Annotated in this window: 16 protein-coding genes; 7 read left to right on the forward strand and 9 right to left on the reverse strand. The window is 63.8% G+C overall.

The features are described 5' to 3' along the window. The first annotated feature begins 26 nt into the window (after positions 1-26). Positions 27-662 carry a hypothetical protein gene (locus VKM35_RS07740; RefSeq protein ID WP_324320071.1) on the forward strand — a complete coding sequence of 212 codons (636 nt, stop codon included), beginning with the start codon at positions 27-29 and terminating at the stop codon, positions 660-662. A gap of 130 nt (positions 663-792) precedes the next feature. On the opposite strand, the gene VKM35_RS07745 is transcribed toward VKM35_RS07740, so the two are convergent. Then, positions 793-1,416, reverse strand: coding sequence for a GNAT family N-acetyltransferase (locus VKM35_RS07745; RefSeq protein ID WP_324320073.1), 624 nt, complete (start codon positions 1,414-1,416; stop codon positions 793-795). A 147-nt stretch (positions 1,417-1,563) separates the two neighbouring features. Here VKM35_RS07745 and VKM35_RS07750 point away from each other — a divergent pair, with 147 nt between their 5' ends. Then, positions 1,564-2,406 carry a pirin family protein gene (locus tag VKM35_RS07750; protein ID WP_324320075.1) on the forward strand — a complete coding sequence of 281 codons (843 nt, stop codon included), beginning with the start codon at positions 1,564-1,566 and terminating at the stop codon, positions 2,404-2,406. Between the two features lie 85 nt (positions 2,407-2,491). Here VKM35_RS07750 and VKM35_RS07755 read toward each other — a convergent pair whose 3' ends face one another. The 5 genes from VKM35_RS07755 to VKM35_RS07775 form a co-directional block, all read right to left on the reverse strand. Then, positions 2,492-3,352: a pirin family protein gene (locus VKM35_RS07755; RefSeq protein WP_324320077.1), complete on the reverse strand. Its 861-nt coding sequence runs from the start codon at positions 3,350-3,352 to the stop codon at positions 2,492-2,494. A gap of 99 nt (positions 3,353-3,451) precedes the next feature. Next, positions 3,452-3,772, reverse strand: a complete 321-nt coding sequence (locus tag VKM35_RS07760) for a phosphotyrosine protein phosphatase (RefSeq protein WP_324320079.1) — start codon at positions 3,770-3,772, stop codon at positions 3,452-3,454. Further along, positions 3,772-7,251, reverse strand: coding sequence for a transcription-repair coupling factor (gene mfd, locus VKM35_RS07765; RefSeq protein ID WP_324320080.1), 3,480 nt, complete (start codon positions 7,249-7,251; stop codon positions 3,772-3,774). Before mfd ends, VKM35_RS07760 begins: the two co-directional genes overlap by 1 nt. Positions 7,252-7,365: 114 nt before the next feature. Then, the gene (locus VKM35_RS07770) at positions 7,366-7,935 is read right to left on the reverse strand and encodes a GNAT family N-acetyltransferase (protein ID WP_324320082.1); all 570 of its coding nucleotides are present in this window, start codon (positions 7,933-7,935) and stop codon (positions 7,366-7,368) included. A 147-nt stretch (positions 7,936-8,082) separates the two neighbouring features. Next, positions 8,083-8,481, reverse strand: coding sequence for a VOC family protein (locus VKM35_RS07775; protein WP_324320084.1), 399 nt, complete (start codon positions 8,479-8,481; stop codon positions 8,083-8,085). Positions 8,482-8,561: 80 nt separating this feature from the next. Here VKM35_RS07775 and VKM35_RS07780 point away from each other — a divergent pair, with 80 nt between their 5' ends. The 5 genes from VKM35_RS07780 (at position 8,562) to fdhD (ending at position 15,343) form a co-directional block, all read left to right on the forward strand. Next, entirely contained in the window at positions 8,562-9,473 is a 912-nt protein-coding gene (locus VKM35_RS07780; protein ID WP_324320086.1) for a cation diffusion facilitator family transporter, read from the forward strand. 162 nt (positions 9,474-9,635) lie between these two features. Next, positions 9,636-11,801, forward strand: a complete 2,166-nt coding sequence (locus VKM35_RS07785) for a sensor domain-containing diguanylate cyclase (protein WP_324320088.1) — start codon at positions 9,636-9,638, stop codon at positions 11,799-11,801. A gap of 242 nt (positions 11,802-12,043) precedes the next feature. Next, positions 12,044-14,314, forward strand: a complete 2,271-nt coding sequence (locus tag VKM35_RS07790; protein ID WP_324320090.1) for an FdhF/YdeP family oxidoreductase — start codon at positions 12,044-12,046, stop codon at positions 14,312-14,314. Between the two features lies 1 nt (position 14,315). Further along, complete coding sequence (locus VKM35_RS07795; RefSeq protein WP_324320092.1) at positions 14,316-14,570, forward strand: helix-turn-helix domain-containing protein; 255 nt, start codon at positions 14,316-14,318, stop codon at positions 14,568-14,570. After that, entirely contained in the window at positions 14,567-15,343 is a 777-nt protein-coding gene (gene fdhD / locus VKM35_RS07800; protein ID WP_324320094.1) for a formate dehydrogenase accessory sulfurtransferase FdhD, read from the forward strand. Before VKM35_RS07795 ends, fdhD begins: the two co-directional genes overlap by 4 nt. Positions 15,344-15,416: 73 nt before the next feature. On the opposite strand, the gene VKM35_RS07805 is transcribed toward fdhD, so the two are convergent. From VKM35_RS07805 to VKM35_RS07815, 3 genes are read right to left on the reverse strand one after another with little or no spacing between them, the layout of a single operon-like run. Next, complete coding sequence (locus tag VKM35_RS07805) at positions 15,417-17,030, reverse strand: NAD(P)/FAD-dependent oxidoreductase (RefSeq protein WP_324320096.1); 1,614 nt, start codon at positions 17,028-17,030, stop codon at positions 15,417-15,419. A gap of 58 nt (positions 17,031-17,088) precedes the next feature. Next, positions 17,089-17,484 carry a VOC family protein gene (locus tag VKM35_RS07810; protein ID WP_324320098.1) on the reverse strand — a complete coding sequence of 132 codons (396 nt, stop codon included), beginning with the start codon at positions 17,482-17,484 and terminating at the stop codon, positions 17,089-17,091. After that, positions 17,481-18,455 (reverse strand): polysaccharide deacetylase family protein, encoded by a 975-nt coding sequence (locus VKM35_RS07815; protein WP_324320118.1) that lies wholly within the window; start codon positions 18,453-18,455, stop codon positions 17,481-17,483. The genes VKM35_RS07810 and VKM35_RS07815 overlap by 4 nt, the downstream gene beginning before the upstream one ends. Between the last annotated feature and the right edge of the window lie 112 nt (positions 18,456-18,567).

The raw sequence follows: 18,567 nt of genomic DNA on the forward strand, positions 1-18,567 counted from the left end.
AAGACCTCAGGCATTATGCTCGCCACATGAAATCTCCCGACGACCAGAGCCGCAGCCTGCCAACGAGTTGGACTTTCTTCCGGCAATGGCTCAAGGACCCACTGGGCGTTGCGGCGATTTCGCCATCCAGCCCGCAACTGGCGCGGCAGATGATGTCGCAGCTGCCCAAGACCTGCCGGCGCGTGATCGAGCTCGGCGGCGGCACCGGCGTCTTCACCCAAGCATTGTTGACCCACGGCATCGCCTTGGCCGACCTGCTGGTGCTGGAGCTGAACGAGGAACTGCACCAACACCTGCAGCGTCGTTTTCCGGGCATGGCCATCGTCTGTGGCGACGCCGGCAACCTGCGTGCGATCGCCGAAGAGCAGGGCTTTTCCGGTGAGGCGCGCGCCGATGCGGTGATTTCTGGCCTGGGCCTGCTGTCGATGCCGAGGCAGTTGCAGCAGACCATCATGTCGGCGGCGTTCGACAGCCTGCAGCCCGAAGGGCGCTTCGTGCAGTTCACCTATGGCCCGGCCAATCCGGTGACGCGGGAAGTGCTCGAGGCCCTGGAATTGACCGCCCGCCGCGCCAGCTTCACCTGGTGGAACGTGCCGCCGGCGACGGTTTACGTCTACACCCGTCGCGTATCACGGGCAGTGACGCCGCGTTCGATGCGCTGATCGGTCGGAGGCGATTGATCGGTCGATAGTCGACTGATCGATCCGCGCGGTGCTGGTTCGCCAGCGATTCTGCCTCGTGCCGTACGACATCCTCATCGCATGACATCGATGGCGCGATGCGCCGAATGCGTCAACCCGATCGCGAGTGTTCGTTTTCCAGCAGGCCCAGCAGGATGCTGTCCTGGATTTCGCCATCCACCTGCCAGCGTTGGCGCAGGTAACCTTCACGCTTGAATCCGAGTTCGCCCAGCAATGCGAGCGCATGTTGATTGCGCGGATCGATGTCGGTCTCGATGCGCCGCATCTGCAAATCGCCGAAGGCATGGTCGAGCAGACGTTGCAGCAGTTCATGGCCGTAACGCTGGCCGCGGTGCGCATGCGCGATCATGAAGCTGATCTCGGCACGCCCCTGTACGGCATCGATTCGCGACAGGCTGCAGGTTCCGATGATTTCACCGGTCGCGGCCAGTGCCACGCCCCATTGATGGCGGATACCGCGTTCGAAATCGCTCTGGATCGCTTCGAGATGGATGCTGGCGTCGTCGCGGCTCTGGAATGGCGGCTGATTCCAGAAGCGCAGCGATTGCGGGTCGGAGAAGACGTCGAACAAGGCGTCGATGTCTTCGACTTCCAGCCAGCGCAGTTGCAGGCGGGCGCTGGTCAGGGTTCGCAGGATCGGATCCGCGCCATCGACCGTCGCGGTCTCGGCCAGGGCCAGCGGGCGGCGCAGTGATCGGGACAGGCGCAGGTTCATGGTCGCCTTGGTCGGGGGATGCCGGTAATTTGACGCGGAAGTTCCACAAATCCGGTCAGCCGGGCAACGCTGGGTTGCGGCTGCGGGCTTTGATCTGACTGGATCCAGGCCCCAAATCAGCGGGAACATCGTCAATGGAGAACCTCGATGACCACACCCACCCTGCGCCCAATCGCTCGTCGTCTGCGCGGCCAACCCGCGTCCGATGGCGCCGGCGTCCGCCTGACCCGGGTGATCGGCAACAGCCAACTGCCCGATCTCGACCCCTTCCTGATGCTCGACGAATTCGGCTCGGACAAGCCCGGTGACTACATCGCCGGCTTCCCCTCGCACCCGCACCGCGGCTTCGAGACCGTGACCTACATGCTCGACGGGCGCATGCGCCACAAGGACAACCATGGCAACGAAGGCCTGCTTACGCCGGGCTCGGTGCAGTGGATGACGGCCGGTCGCGGCATCGTGCATTCGGAAATGCCCGAGCAGGATCACGGCCTGATGCGCGGCTTCCAGCTGTGGGTGAACCTGCCGGCCAAGGACAAGATGTCCGCGCCGCGATATCAGGAGTTTTCTGCCGAAGGTATCCCCGAAGTGCAGCCGACGCCAGGCGTGCGCGTGAAAGTGATCGCCGGCCAGATCGGTGATGTCGTTGGCCCGGTCCGCCAACCCGCGACGGATCCGACCTATCTCGACATCGCGCTCGCCGCGGGTGCTTCGTTCGAACACGCGCTGCCAATCGGCCACAACGTCTTCGCTTACGTCTACGAAGGCGTCGCGACCATGGCTGGCGAGGACATCGTGCCCAAGGGCGATCTGCTGGTATTCGGTGCTGGTGATGCCATCCGCATCGCTGCCGGCAGTGCGCCGGCGCGGTTGATCCTGGTTGCAGGCCGCCCCTTGAACGAGCCGGTCGCGCGCTACGGCCCGTTCGTAATGAACACGAAGGAAGAGATCATGCAGGCCTTCGTCGACTACCAGGAAGGCCGGTTCTGATTTCTGTGTGTAGGAGCGGCTTTAGCCGCGATGGCTCACGTCGACACGGTGGCTGTCGCGGCTGAAGCCGCTTCTACGCGATCAATTATTTTTCCGGCAGCGGAATGAATTCCGTCTCGCCGGGTACCTGACCGAGACGGCCTTCGCGCCAATGAGCCTTGGCCTGTTCGATGCGTTCTTTCGAACTGCTGACAAAATTCCACCAGACATGTCGCGGGCCATCCAGCGGCTCGCCGCCGAGCAGCATCACGCGCGATGCGCCTACGGAGCGCAGCAGGGGCAGGGTGTCGGCATCGAGCACGGCCAATTGCTGATTTGGCAGACGCTCGTCATCGAGCCACAATTCGCCGGCGACCGGATACAGCGCGCGCTCGGCGTGTTCGGCGGGAATCACAAGTTCGGCGCCATCGGCGAGATCGATCGAGACATACAAGGTATCGCTGAGCACCTTCACCGGCGACCGTTCGCCGAAGGCGTGGCCGGCGACGATGGTCAATTGCACGCCGTCGCCTTCGATCATCGGCAACGTCGCTTTCGGGTGATGCGCGAAGGTCGGTTCGGTGTCTTCATGTGCCATCGGCAGCGCGACCCAGGTCTGCAATCCGTGGAAAGCATGATCGATGCCGCGTAGACGTTCGGGCGTACGTTCCGAATGCACGATGCCGCGGCCCGCGGTCATCCAGTTGACGTCACCAGGATTGATCTCCTGCACCGAGCCGAGACTGTCGCGATGCATCATCGCGCCTTCCCAAAGGTAGGTGACTGTCGCCAATCCGATATGCGGATGCGGCCGCACCGCGACTGGCTGATCGCCGGACAACACGGCTGGGCCGATGTGATCGAAGAACACGAAAGGCCCGACGCTGCGGCGCTGCGCGCTGGGCAACACGCGTCCGACGGTGAAGCCACCCAGGTCATGCATGCGGGGCGCGATCAGTAGTGGCATGGTGGCGAGCTCCGATGAGGTGGCGGAAGCATGCCACGCGTTCGTCGCTGATGCTGCAATCGCGCCGAAACGCAGCGTTTTCGCGATCCGCGTCGGCACTCAACGCAGCAGCGGTGGCACCCGTTCCTGCAGCAGGGCGACCAATGCCGGCGCCATGAAATCGTAGTCGTCGCGGATGTCGAGGCAGACGATGCGCTTGTCGCGCAGGTGCCGGGAAAAGCGTCGCGCCAGTTCGCGCTTGTGCTGTTTCTCCATCACCACGATCAACTCGGCCCAGGCCAGCAATTCCGCATCCAGCACTTGTTCGGCATCGCCCTTGAGTCCGGCGGAATCGACTTCGATGCCGGGCCAGTCGCGGAACAGTTGTTCGGCGGTTGGACTGCGCAAGCGGTTGCGGCTGCAGACGAACAGGACGCGCATCAGGCCTTGAGCAGCGCGAACAATCCGCGCGCCGTGCGCAGGCGCGAGCCGGCATCGGGCAGGTCCAGGCGCACGCGCAACTTGTCCGGACCGTCCATGGAATACACCTTGGGCTGCGACTGGATCAGCCGGATCACCGACATCGGATCAACGTTCGGCTGCGCCTGGAAATGCAGGCGGCCGCCATGTTCGCCAAGTTCGATCTTGCGCAGGCCCAGGCGCGTGGCTTCAAGTTTCAGCTCGGTGACGGCGAACAACTGCTTGGCCTGTTCCGGCAGCACGCCGAAGCGATCGACCATCTCCACCTGCAGTTCGCGCAACGCCTCTTCGTCGCGCGCCGAGGCGATGCGTTTGTACAGCGTCAGGCGTGCGTGCACGTCGGGCAGGTAGTCGTCGGGGATCAGCGCGGGCAGGTGCAGTTCGACATCGGCGCCGTGCCGGACGCTCGGATCAAGATCGGGGATCTTTCCGGACTTGATCGACTTGACCGCGCGTTCGAGCAGCTCGGTGTACAGCGAGAAACCGATCTCGGCGATCTGTCCGCTCTGGCCTTCGCCAAGCAGCTCGCCGGCGCCGCGGATTTCGAGATCGTGCGTGGCCAGCGTGAAGCCAGCGCCGAGTTCCTCCAACGAGGCCAGTGCTTCCAGGCGTTTCTCGGCGTCGCCGGTCATCGCCTTCTTGTTCGGCACGACGAGGTAGGCGTAGGCGCGATGATGCGAGCGACCGACGCGACCACGCAGCTGGTGCAACTGGGCGAGACCGAAACGGTCGGCACGGTTGACGATGATCGTATTCGCGCTCGGGATGTCGATGCCCGATTCGATGATCGTCGTGCAAACCAGCACGTTGAAGCGCTGGCGATGGAAATCGAGCATCACCTGCTCGAGCTCGCGCTCCGGCATCTGCCCGTGCGCGATGCGGATGCGCGCCTCGGGAATCAGCTCCTGCAGTTCGCGCGCCATCTTCTCGATGCTGTCGACTTCGTTGTGCAGGAAATAGATCTGGCCGCCGCGTGCGAGTTCGCGCTGGAACGCCTCGCGGATCAGCGCGTTCTCCCATTGCGTCACGAAGGTCTTCACCGCCAGCCGGTGTGCCGGCGGCGTGCCGATGATCGACAGCTCGCGCAGCCCGCTCATCGCCATGTTCAGCGTGCGCGGGATCGGCGTCGCGGTCAGCGTCAGCAGATGCACTTCCGCGCGCAATGCCTTCAACGCTTCCTTCTGGCGCACGCCGAAACGCTGCTCTTCGTCGACGATCACCAGTCCGAGGTCATGGAAGCGCACGTCGCCCTGCAGTAGCCGATGCGTGCCGACGATCACGTCGATCTTGCCTTCTTCCAGCAGGATCAACGCCGCCTTTATTTCTTTCGCGGATTTGAAACGCGACAGCACCTCGACGCGGATCGGCGAATCGGCGTAACGGTCGCGGAAATTCCGGTAGTGCTGTTCGGCCAGCAAGGTGGTCGGCACCAGCAGCGCGACCTGTTTGCCGGCGACTGCGGCAACAAAAGCCGCGCGCACGGCGACTTCGGTCTTGCCGAAGCCGACATCGCCGCAGACCACGCGATCCATCGGCTGCGGATTTCCGAGGTCACGGATCACGGCGTCGATCGCAGCCAGCTGATCGGGGGTTTCCTCGAACGGGAAGGTTGCGGCAAACGGCTCGTACATCGCGCGGTCGACCGTCAGCGCCAAGCCCTGGCGGGCGTGTCGACGCGCCTGGATTTCCAGCAATTCGGCGGCCACGTCGCGGACTTTTTCCGCCGCCTTGCGCTTGGCCTTTTCCCAGGCTTCGCCACCCAGCGAATGCAGCGGCGCGAATTCCGCCGATATCCCCGAATAGCGGCTGACCAGCTGCAGCTGCGCGACCGGCACGTACAGTTTGTCGCCCTTGGCGTATTCGATGCACAGGTATTCGCCATGCACGCCGCCGGATTCGAGCGTGATCAGGCCCTGGTAGCGGCCGACGCCATGATCCTCGTGCACGATCGGCGAACCGATGGTGATTTCACTGAGGTCGCGCAGAACCTGGTCGGGATCGCGGGCCGCACGCTTGCGGCGACGGCTCTGGTCGGTGCGCTCGGGAAACAGCTGACGCTCGATGAGCACCGCGAGTGCGGGCTCTGTCAGCGCGAAGCCATCCTCGAGCGCGGCGATGGTGATGGCGAAACGCGCAGGCGGGACAGCGTCATTCGATTTCCCGACCAGGAACTCTTCCCAGCCGGAAATCGTCGCCGGTTTCAGCTCGCCTGCGGCCAGCACTTCGATCAAGGCCTCGCGACGCCCCGCCGAATCCGCAGCAAGCAACACGCGACCGGGATAGTTGGACAGGAACGAAGACAACGCCGTGCCCGGCGCCAGGCCTTTCTCGTTCCACGGCAGCTTCGGCGCCGGCTGTTCGGCCATCGCCACGGATTTTTCGAACTGCGGGTGATCCACGCCGCAGATTTCCGTGCGTGCGTTGCGGTTGAGTTCGGCGCGCAAAGATTCCGGCGACAGGAAGATTTCTTCCGGCGGCAGGATCGGACGCTCGACGTCGTGGCGACGCTGTTCCCAGCGGTCCTGCGTTTGCGCCCAGAACGCCAGCGCGGCGGCATCGACACCATCACCGAGGATGGTCAGCGTATCGCGGTCGAGATGTTCGAACAGCGAGGCCGTTTGTTCGAAGAACAGCGGCAGGTAGTACTCGATGCCTGCCGGCGAACCGCCTTCTTTCAAATCCTGGTAGATCGGGAAGCGGCGCGGGTCGAAATCGAAGCGTTCGCTGAGCTTCTCTCGCACCCGTTTTGCCGCAGCGGCATCGAGCGGAAATTCGCGCGCCGGTAACAGCTTGATCGAGTCGACGGGATGATCGGAGCGCTGAGTTTCCGGATCGAAACTGCGCAGGGAATCGATCTCGTCGTCGAACAGCTCGATGCGGTACGGCACATCCGAACCCATCGGGAAAAGATCGAGCAGCGCGCCGCGCACGGCGAAATCGCCGGGGTCGAGCACTTGCGGCACGTTGCGGTAGCCGGCCGATTCCAGGCGACGTTTTTCCGCATCGAGATCGAGCTTCTGGCCGCGCCGCAGATCGAGCGCATTGCCGGCGATCCAGCTCGGCGGCGGCAGGCGTTGCATCAACGAGGACACCGGTACGACCAGCACGCCGCGCGTGGTCGTCGGCAGTCGATACAAAGCGGCGACGCGCTGCGAGACGATGTCCGGATGCGGACTGAAAAGATCGTAGGGCAGGGTTTCCCAGTCGGGAAAATGCAGCACCGGCAGATCAGCGCCGCCGAGGAAAACGCGCAGATCGCTTTCCAGCGATTGCGCCGAATGCGTATCGCGGGTGACGGCGAGCACCAGGCCCGGATGCTGGCGTGCGGTTTCGGCGATGCCCAGGGCCAGCGCGCTGGCGCTGCCCGGCGCACGCCAATAAGCGCGCAATTGCCCGGCGCGCGGACGCGGTGGCGTGGGAAGGTTGGGGCGTGTCGTCATCGGCCGCGAAGTTTATCAGGCCAGGTGCGGGCCGCGCCTGCGCGGGGGTGACGAGCAAAATATTTCCGCTCACCGCTCACCGCTCACCGCTCACCGCTCACCGCTCACCGCTCACTACAGAAAATGACGGGTGATGCGGATCAGGCCGGGTGCGCCGCGAATCGCGTCGCGCTGGAAGCCCAGGCTTTGCGCGAGCCGCAGCATCGGCGCGTTGTCGTCCATGACATCGCCCCAGAGTTCGCGGATGCCATGCGAGGCCGACCATTCGACCAGGCGTTCCATGAGTTTGCGCCCGAGCCCGAGGCCGACGACGAAATGCGTCACGAGGATGCCGAATTCCGCCCGCGTCGGGTCTTCATCATCGCGCGACAGCCGCGCCACCGCGCAGACCAGGCCGTCGCCCGGCGGCAGCGGCTCGGCCGCGACCACGGCGAAGGCGAGCGCGGGGTCGGGGTGCGTGAGCTTGAACAGATGCTCCTCACCCAGCGCCTTGATCGGGTGCAGGAAGCGCTTGCGCACTTCGTCTTCGTTGAGCAGATGGAATGCTGCGGCGATTGGCACCGCGTCGAGCTCGGCGATCGGCCGGATCTGCAGGTGGCGACTATCAGCCAGGTGCAGATTTTCGATCCGGAAGGGATCGGGTGAAGCGGATTTGCGGGGGCGCTGGCGGCGGGCGGAACTCACGCGGCTAGACTGCCAGAAAATGCCTGCACTGCCGCTCTAAATCGCTGCGGATTGTTCACGGTGAAATAACTTTCCCGACACGCCCGGGCCTGATGTTCATCGTTCAGCGCTCGCATTCCACGGCACCGCTCCCGTCACCCAACCGATTCACTCTGTCGTTGCGAAATGCGCAAACGTCACAAAGTGGCCACCAGGCTCGCGGATGGTGATTTCGCGCGAGCCGTAGAACGTGTCGCGGATCGGCGTGATCACTTCGCTGTCGCCGAGCTTGGCGACGACGGCATCGAGGTCAGGTACTTCGATGAAGACGAAGCTCGCTGCATCGTGGTGTTGCGCGGCGATGGCGGGCAGGTCGGCGGCGAGACTGGCGCGCGATTGCAGCATGATCTCGACGCCATCGCGAACCAGCAGCACGAAGCCCAGATGCTCTCCCTCCGGAACTTCCGCCACGCGCTGGAAGCCCAGGCGCGCTTCCCACAGCGCCAGCGAGGGCTCGATGCGTTCGACGAACAATACCGGCGTCGCCTTGTTGATCAGCTTGTTCATGATTGTTCTCACCGCGCGGGTGGAATCGGAAGCCGATGATAAACTGCGGCCCCCACGACAACGCGACATCAGGACAGGCCATGGCCGGCAAGGGCGATTCCGTCAAGACCATTTTCTATGCCCTCGGCGCCAATTTCGCGATTTTCGTGACCAAGGCCGTCGCTGCCAGCATCACCGGCTCCGGCGCGATGATGGCCGAGGCCGTGCATTCGTTGGCCGACTGCGGCAATCAGGGCCTGTTGCTGCTCGGTATCCAGCGCGCCAAGCGGCCACCGTCGCCGGATTATCCGCTCGGCTACGGAAAGGAAATCTATTTCTGGTCGTTCCTGGTCGCGTTGATGCTGTTCTCGGTCGGCGGCATGTTTTCGCTGTACGAAGGCTGGCACAAGCTGCATGCGCACGAAGCGCTCAATCGCCCCTGGCTCGCGGTCGGGGTACTGACCTTCGGCATCATCGCCGAGTCGATATCGATGCGTGCCTGTCTCGCGGAAGTGGCGAAGGCGCGCGGCAAGCTCAATCTCTGGCAATGGTTCCGGCAGAGTCGACAGGCCGAACTGGTGGTGATTTTCGGCGAGGATCTCGCCGCGCTGCTGGGTCTGGCATTCGCGCTGATCGCAATCCTGTTGACGATGATCACCGGCAATCCGTTGTTCGATGCGATCGGCACGCTGGGTATCGGCGCGCTGCTGATCGTCGTCGCGGTGTTCGTCGCGGTCGAGATCAAGGCGATGCTGATCGGCCAGAGTGTCGAACCGGTGACGCGCGAAGCGATCCGTTTCTTCATCCAGGAACGCCCCGAGGTCAAGAGCATTTTCAGCCTGATCACCCTGCAGATGGGCAACGACATCATGGTCGCGGTGCAGGCGGAAATGGCCGATCCGACGCTGGGCACCGCCGAAACCATCGTCCGCATCAATGCCACCGAGGCGGCGTTGAAGGCGAAATTTCCGGAAGTGCGCTGGTGTTTCTTCGAGCCCGACGACAGCAATTGATGGCTTTGTCGACGCCAAGATGAGCGGAGATTGCGTCGAATCAAGTTGAACCGGCCGCCCACCAGTGACCGTCTTCACATCCCCGCCCGGCGCTTGTTGTTGGGCCGGCGGCTATCCACTACATTGCCGGCATGAATGATCGCCGTCGTCTGGATGCCGCGCATGTCCCCTGAGCGCCAGCCGATGCGCGGTTCCGGGTCGGACCGGGTATGGGTGGCGTTTCTGGCGATGGCCTTGCTGCTCCCGCTGTCGCCACTGCAGGCACAGACCCCGGCAGCGGCGACGCCGGCACCGGTCTCCGCCAATTCGGCCACGGCGCTGACCCATCATCCGCTCGAGGATCGCGCGCTGGTCGATCCCACCGCCGTGCTCAAGGAATTGCCGGCGGCGCTCGCCGCGGCCCGTGCCAGCAACGATCAGCGCGAGCTGGCCCTGCTCCTGCTTGCCCAGGCCAATGCCTGCCGGGTGATCGCCAACTGGTCCTGCCAGCACGATGCTGGCGCCGCGGCTTACCAGGCCGCGGAAGCGGCGAAACTGCCCTTGCTGGCCGTGCGCGGCCTGATTGCCGAGAGCCGCGCCAGCATCGCGCAGCAGGACTACACCCGCGGCGAGCGCCTGCTTGGCCAGGCGGAAGTGATCTTGCAGCGGTCGCCGTCTCCGGATCTGTCGGCCGATGTGCTGCTCGCGTATTCGTCGCTGAGCTTTTCCCTCGGCAAGCATGCGCTCGCCGCCGAATACGCCGACCGCGGCTTGGCCGTACTCAAGGCCGATCAGGCTGTTCCCACGCAGGCGCGACTGCTGCGCAATCGTGCGCGCGCCGAAGCCCTGCTGGGAAATTTCCCGGCATCGACACTGACATTGGCGAAAGCCCAGGTACTCGCCGACCAGGTCAACGATCCGAAACTCAGTGCCGAATTGTTTCTCGAATCGGCGCGGCTAGCGCGCAAGTCCGGCGACATCGGCCTGCAGAATCGCGCCGGGCAGAGCATCCTGGTGTTGTCGCAGCGGCTGCAGAATTCGCAGCTCGCCGGTCTCGGCCACGAAGTGCTCGGGCTCGCGGCCATCGACAGTCACGACACCGCACTCGCAGAGAACAAGCTCAAGGCCGCTTACGATTCCTTTCATTCGCTGGGCCTGGCCCGCGATGAATTGCGCGTGCTGCGCGAACTGGTCCGCATCAAGCTCGGCCACGCCGACTCCACCGACGAATTGATCGTGCTGACCCAACGCTTCCTCGAACTCGACGCGCAGATCGAGCAGGGCGATCGCACCCAGGCCGCCGATGACTTCGACGCGCGCCTGAAATACGCGCAGCAGGAATTCGATCTGTCGAAGCTGCACAGCGAAGCCGTACTGGCGCAGCAGCGTGAAAAATCGCTGTCCGAACGCAACCGTCTCGCGCGCTGGGTGGCGATCCTGAGTCTGCTGCTGGTGGCGATCCTCGCGGTGTTCTACCTGCTGCAGCGCCGCGCCAATGTGCGCCTGCGCTCGGCGATGCAATCCCTGCGCCTGAGCGACGCCCGCGCCGTCGATCTACTGCGCCTGAGCAAGGGCTTCGTCTTCCTGCACGATCTCACCGGCAAGCTGCTGCTGGTCAATCCCGCGACGGCCGATGCGCTGGGGCAATCGCCGGAAGCGATGGTGGGAAGGTCCTTGCTCGACTACGCCGCGGAGTCGGCGAAGCACGAATTCCACGGCTATCTTGAGCGCGTCAGCCAGCACGGTCAGGACGAGGGCATCATCCTGGTGCGCGGCGCCGACGGCAGCGAACGCCACTGGCGTTACAGCAATCGCCTGTCGGCACCGCACGATTCCCGCGCCTATGTGATCGGCAATGCCGTCGACGTCACCCAGCACGTGCTGCATGCCGAAGAGCTGCGCCAGCAAAGCGTGCACGACGCGCTGACCGGCATTTACAACCGGCGTTACCTGGACGGATTCGAGGCCGCACACAGCGGCGGCCAGCCGTGGGCGGCGATCACCGTCGATCTCGATCATTTCAAGGACGTCAACGATTCCGAGGGCCACCAGCGTGGTGACCAGGTGCTGGTGGAAGTCGCGCGTTTCCTGCATGAGAAGTTGCGCACGAACGATGCCGTGGTGCGCCTGGGCGGCGACGAATTCGTGATCCTGGTGGTCGACGCCGATCCGGCCCTGGTGGCGAAACTCGTCGAGCGGATCCGCAACGACGCGGTGAATGCGCCCTGCGCGTTCTCGATCGGATCGGCCATGCGCGACGACGCCGAAGCGCTTTCGGCAACCATCGCCCGCGCCGATGCCGCGATGTACCAGGCAAGACGCATCGCCAGACAGGCGAACCCGATTTAGGGTGGCTGTTTTTGCGGTGAGCGGTGAGCGGTGAGCGGTGAGCGGTGAGCGGTGAGCGGTGAGCGGAAAAAGCATATGGGACTTCGTCATCCCCGCGAAGGCGGGGATCCAGTGGCTTTTCTTGTCATCGCGACAGAGCCAGAAAACAAAGACACTGGATCCCCGCCTTCGCGGGGATGACGAGCAGAATCTCACTGCTCACCGCGCTTGCTAGCCACGCAGCGAAGTCTTAGCCTTCGCGCATGTCCAGCAAGATCAAGAAATACACCGGGCCGGCCGGCGGTTGGGATTCGCTGATCAGTTCGTTCCGGGCCCTGCGTGAGCAAGGCGTGGTTGGTCGCGGCGCCGCGACGATGCTCAAGGCCAATCAACCGGAAGGCTTCGATTGCCCCGGCTGTGCCTGGCCCGACAAGAACCATCACTCGACCTTCGAATTCTGCGAAAACGGCGTCAAGGCCGTTGCCGCCGAGTCGACCAAGCGCCGCGTGACCGCAGACTTTTTCGCGCAACACGGCGTCGAAGCCCTCGCGCGACAAGACGATCATTACCTCGAAGCGCAGGGTCGGTTGACCGAGCCGATGTTCTACGACGGCAGCGACGACCACTATCGCCCGATCGCCTGGGACGAAGCATTCGCGGTCATCGCCGCCGAACTCAACGCTCTCGATCACCCCGATCAGGCCTTGTTCTACACGTCCGGACGCACGTCCAACGAAGCGGCCTTCCTGTATCAGTTGTTCGTGCGCGAATTCGGCAGCAACAACCTGCCCGATTGCTCGAACATGTGCCACGAACCTTCCGGCGTGGCGATGGTCGAGCAGATCGGCATCGGCAAGGGCACGGTCACGCTTGCGGATTTCCAGAAAGCCGAGGCGATCTTCATCTTCGGGCAGAATCCCGGCAGCAACCATCCGCGCATGCTTGGCGAATTGCGCGAGGCGGCGAAACGCGGCTGTCGCATCGTCGCCTTCAATCCGTTGCGTGAGCGCGGCCTGGAGCGCTTCGCCAATCCGCAGGATCCGTTCGAGATGCTCACCGGCACGTCGACCGAGATCGCCGCGTATTACTACCAGCTGCGCATCGGCGGTGATCTCGCTGCGATCAAGGGCTTGGCAAAAGCCGTAATGGAGACCGGCGGTCTTGACGAGGCTTTCATCGCCGAGCACACACAAGGCTTCGCTGCTTTCCGTGAAGACGTGCTTGCCGAAGACTGGACAACGATAGAAGCCGAATCGGGTCTGACGCGTACGCAGATCGAGCAGGCCGCCGCAGTATATTCGGCGTCGAAGGCGACGATTTTCTGCTGGGGCATGGGTATCACCCAGCACAAGCATTCCGTCGCGACCATCCAGTTGCTGATCGACCTGCTGCTGCTCAAGGGCAATATCGGCCGGCCCGGCGCCGGCGCCTGTCCGGTGCGCGGGCACTCGAACGTGCAGGGCGATCGCACGATGGGCATCTACGAAAAACCTGGCGACGATTTTCTTGATCGCCTCGGCGCCGCCTTTGATTTTTCGCCGCCGCGCAAACACGGCCACGATGTCGTCGCGGCGATCGCGGCGATGGCCAGCGGCGAGTGCAGGGTGTTTTTCGCGATGGGCGGCAATTTTGCCGTCGCCACGCCGGACAGCGAGCGCACCGCGGCGGCATTGCGGCGTTGCGATCTCACCGTACATGTCGCGACAAAACTCAATCGCTCGCATCTGGTGCATGGGCGACGCGCGCTGATCCTGCCCTGCCTCGGCCGCACCGAGATCGACCGCCAGGCGATGGGCGTGCAAGGTGTGACGGTCGAGGACTCGATGAGCTGCGTGCACGTCTCGACCGGCATGAACGTGCCCGCATCCGAGCATTTGTTGAGCGAGCCGGCGATCGTCGCGCGCCTGGCGGCTGCGACGCTCATGCAGTCGAAAACTCCCTGGCTGTGGTTGATCGGCGACTACGACCGTATCCGCGACAAGATCGCTGAAGTGGTTGAAGGCTTCGCCGATTTCAACGCGCGCGTGCATGTGCCGGGCGGGTTTTATCTGGGCAACTCCGCCGGCGAGCGCCGCTGGCGTACCGCTGCCGGGCGCGCGATTTTTTTTCCGCATCCGATCCCGCGCACGCAGGCACCCGGCGACGCGGCGCTGCTGAATCTGACGACGTTGCGCAGCCACGATCAGTACAACACCACCATCTATGGTTTCGAGGATCGCTATCGCGGCGTATCCGGTGAGCGCCGCGTGTGTTTCATCAATGCCGGCGATCTGCAGCGCTTGGGATTCCAGGCCGGGCAGTGGGTCGATATCGTTTCCGTCTGGCACGATGGCGAACGCATCGCCAAACGTTTTCTTCTGGTCGAATACGATATTCCTGTTGGTTGTGTCGCTTCCTATTACCCGGAGACCAACGGCTTGGTGCCGCTGGATAGCGTCGCCGACCGCGCCGGCACGCCGACCTCGAAATCGATTCCGGTTCGTCTGCAGTTATCGAAGGCGATTGCGCTGCAACTCGCCACCGAGGCGAATTGACATGCGCGACGGTGCGTGGGAAGAGACGGAATTGGTTGCGCGCTTTGCTGCCGTGATGCATTTCGTTGCGGAAAATGATGGTGCGTCCCTGGCCAGAGCCGCGAAGCAATTGGGCTTTGCGCAGAGTGAATTGCTGCGCATGCTGGCGGAGCTCGGTGAACACGGCTTCGGCTTGATCGCGGTGACGCCCGAAGAGTCACGGCAGGTGCTGCATCTCACGAAGCAGGGTCGCCAATGGCTGGATGCTCGGACATGACGCATCCGACCTTGCACTCGCTGCCGGCGACGCGCATCGAGAATGGCCGCGAAACACAGAGCGCCGAGATTCTTGCGGAAGAAACCCCGATCGCCTTGCTCTACAACGGTCTGGCGCACGCGGTGATGATGGCGACGCCGGCCGACCTGGAGGATTTCGCGCTGGGCTTCAGTCTCAGCGAAGGCATCGTCGAGCACAGCGGTGAAGTGCGCATCGTCGATCGCGTACAGACGGCCGATGGCATTTCCATCGAGATGGCGATTCCGCAATCGCGCTTTGAGGCCTTGGAGCAGCGCAGTCGCAGCCTGACCGGCCGCACCGGTTGCGGCCTTTGCGGCACTGCGACGCTGGCCGCGGCGATCCGGCCGGTGCGGCGCGTGACAACGACAACGCATCCGGACCCGGCGATGTTGTTCGCGGCATTCGCGCAACTGCAGGCGCGGCAGCCACTCAACGATGCCACCGGTGCGATGCACGCGGCGGCGGTCCTTGCGTTCGATGGCGAGTTGCTGGTGCGCGAGGATGTCGGCCGACACAACGCGATCGACAAGGTGATCGGTGCGACGATCCGCGCCGGGCACGTTCCGCAGGCATTGCTGGTGACATCGCGGGCGAGTTACGAGGTGGTACACAAGGCTGCACAGGCCGGCTGTGGCCTGGTTGCGGCGATTTCCGCACCGACTGCGCTGGCGGTGCGCATCGCCGAACAGGCCGGCATCCGCCTGATAGGCTTTGCGCGCGATCCGCGGATGACGGTATATACGAATCTGTAGGAGCGATGGAAATCGCGACTGATCTACGCGGCGAAACTTTCGCGTTGATGGGAGGTCGCGATTTCCATCGCTCCTACGACGCCCCAACAATACTCAATGCCACCGCTTCCGCCACCTTGATGCCGTCGACGCCGGCGGACAGGATGCCGCCAGCGTAACCGGCGCCTTCGCCGGCCGGATACAGGCCGCGTGTGTTCAGGCTCTGGCAATCGTCGCCGCGCTTGATGCGCACTGGCGACGAGGTGCGCGTTTCCACGCCGGTGAGAATCGCGTCCTGCATCGCGAATCCGCGCAGTTGCCGATCGAAGGCCGGCAGGGCTTCACGGATCGCGTCGATCGCATACGTCGGCAGCGCATCGCCGAGATCGCCGAGGCGCACGCCCGGTGTGTACGAAGGCGAGACGCTGGCGAATTCCTTCGATGGCTGCTGCGCGATGAAATCACCGACCAGTTGTCCCGGTGCTTCGTAGTTGCCACCGCCCAATTCGAACGCCTTGCTTTCCCAATGCCGTTGCAATGCGATGCCGGCAAGCGGCCCGTCGCCGTAGGCGGCGTAGTCGTCGGGCGTGATGCCGACCACGATCGCGGCGTTGGCGTTGCGCTCGTTGCGCGAATACTGGCTCATGCCGTTGGTGACCACGCGCCCGGGCTCCGAGGCTGCGGCGACAACCGTGCCGCCCGGGCACATGCAGAAACTGTAGACCGAGCGACCGTTGCGGCAGTGATGCACGAGCTTGTAGTCGGCCGCACCGAGGATCGGATGCCCGGCCTGCGGACCAAAGCGTGCCTGGTCAATCAACGATTGCGGATGTTCGATGCGAAAACCAATCGAAAAAGGTTTCGCTTCCAGATACACGCCGCGCCGATGCAGCATCTCGAAGGTGTCGCGGGCGCTGTGCCCGACTGCGAGCACGACATGATCGGCCGGCAGGTGTTCGCCACTGGCGAGCGTGACGCCACGCACCTGGCCGCTCTCGATCACGATGTCGTCGACACGGCTGCTGAAGCGGATCTCCGCACCCAGCGCTTCCATGGTCGCGCGCATGCTTTCGACCATCGACACCAGCCGGAATGTGCCGATGTGCGGCTTGCTCACGTACAGGATTTCTTCCGGCGCGCCGGCCTTGACGAACTCGCCCAGTACCTTGCGGCCGTGATGCTTCGGATCGCGGATCTGACTGTAGAGCTTGCCGTCGGAAAACGTGCCGGCGCCACCTTCGCCGAACTGCACGTTCGATTCCGGATTGAGGATGTTCTTGCGCCACAGACCGAACGTGTCGACGGTGCGCTCGCGCACTGCCTTGCCGCGGTCGAGGATGATCGGCCGGAAACCCATCTGCGCAAGGATCAAGCCGGCGAACAGGCCGCAGGGTCCGGTGCCGATCACGATCGGACGCAGCGGCAGCGCGGCGGGTGCCTGCGCAACGAAACGATAATTCGTGTCCGGCGTCGGGCCGATGCGGCTGTCGTCATGGAAGTGCGCGAGCAATTCCGCGTCGCGCGTGGTTTCGACATCGACGATGTAGATCAGCACGATCGCGCCGCGCTTGCGCGCATCGTAGCTGCGCTTGGCGACGCTGCAGGTCAGCAACTCCTGCGCCGCGATGCCAAGCCTGGCCAGCACTGCTTCGTGCAACGCCGGCTCGGCATGGGCCAGCGGCAGCTTGATTTCCGTCAGTCGCAGCATGGGTCGGGCCCCGGGGGAGGGCGCCATTGTAATCGCGCATGAGCGGCCATGACCGTTCCTACGACGGCTTGAGCTGCAGCAGATCCCAGAGATTGCCGTAGAGATCGCTGAATACTGCGACCGTGCCGTATGACTCTTCCCGCGGGGTTTCCCGAAACGCAACGCCACGGGCGTGCATCGCGGCGTAGTCGCGCTGGAAATCATCGGTCTGCAGAAACAGCATGACCCGGCCGCCGGTCTGATCGCCGATTCGTGCCGTCTGCTCAGGCGTTGCGGCACGCGCCAGCAGCAAACTTGTTTCCGGCGCGCCTTTCGGTGCGACCAGCACCCAGCGCTTGCCGGGACCACGCGCGCTGTCTTCGATCAGATCGAAACCAAGTACGTCCCGGTACCAGGCGATGGCCTCGTCGTAGTCGCGGACGACGAGGGCGATAGAGCCGATTCTTTGCTTCATTCCGAATCCACGCCCGCCAGCGCCAGCACCCAATCGGGCACAGCGGGTTCGCCGGCATAGAATTCCTTCGGCTTTTTCTCCGCCATCGCCCAGCGATGGATCCAGCTTGGGCCGTATTTCCCGGTATAACCGTCGGGACGCAGGTAGGCGGGATCCTTCATCGCTTCGTCGAGCGTGATGAAGCCGTAGCCGCGCGCACGCATGCCGGCGATGAGGTCGCTGTAGCAATCGGCGTTGAGCGCGTTGGCATGGATCAACAGGATCTGCGGCACGTTGTAGCCGAGCAGGGCGATCGATTCGTGTTCGAAGAAATCGAGCTTAGCCAGCATATAGGGCACGTAGTCCTGGCGCAGATGCAGCAGCGTTGCATCCTTGCCGCCGCCATCGGGACCGGCGAGAACCTTGCGATACGCCGCGGCGTAGACCCAGTCGCCGTTGTCGACGGTGACTGGCGCGATGCGATAACCGTGTTCTGCCAAGAAGGCCTGCAATGCCGCGCGATCTTCCGGCGTACGACCGGCGCGCAGATACGGATGACGGAACCAGCGCGGCGTCTTGCCGACTTCATCGAGCAGCGGCTTGAGGAAAATTTCGCCTTGCAGGATATCGGCCTCGTAGGCTTCGAGCCCGACCGCGTGCAGATCGGCGTGGCTGTAGGTGTGATTGCCCAGGTCGAAACCGGCGCTGACCCAATCGCGCAGCATGTGCACGCGCGCGGTGTCGATCTTGTCGCCGGCGACGAGTTTGCCTTCGTTGACGAAACCGATGACCGGCGCCTCGGCCTTGATCATCGCGGCGATCAGGTGGTGATGACTGGCGAGTACGTCGTCGGGAATCGACTTGCCGTTCTGCACGGGCCAGTTGGCATCGTTGATGCCGGCCCAGGGCAGATCGTCGATGGTGATGGCGATGCGGCGGTCGACGATGGGCGCCGCAGGTTTGACCTGTGTCGCGACGCTCATCGCGGTCATGACCGCTTCCACGCTGCCCATGACATTCGTGCTGAAGGGAAGGAGAAAGGCGATCAGGGCAAGACGGAGCAGGGGCATGTATGACCTCTCTTGATGCGTTTCGTCCCGGGCA

The organism is Arenimonas sp., assembly GCF_035312645.1.
Taxonomy (GTDB): domain Bacteria; phylum Pseudomonadota; class Gammaproteobacteria; order Xanthomonadales; family Xanthomonadaceae; genus Arenimonas.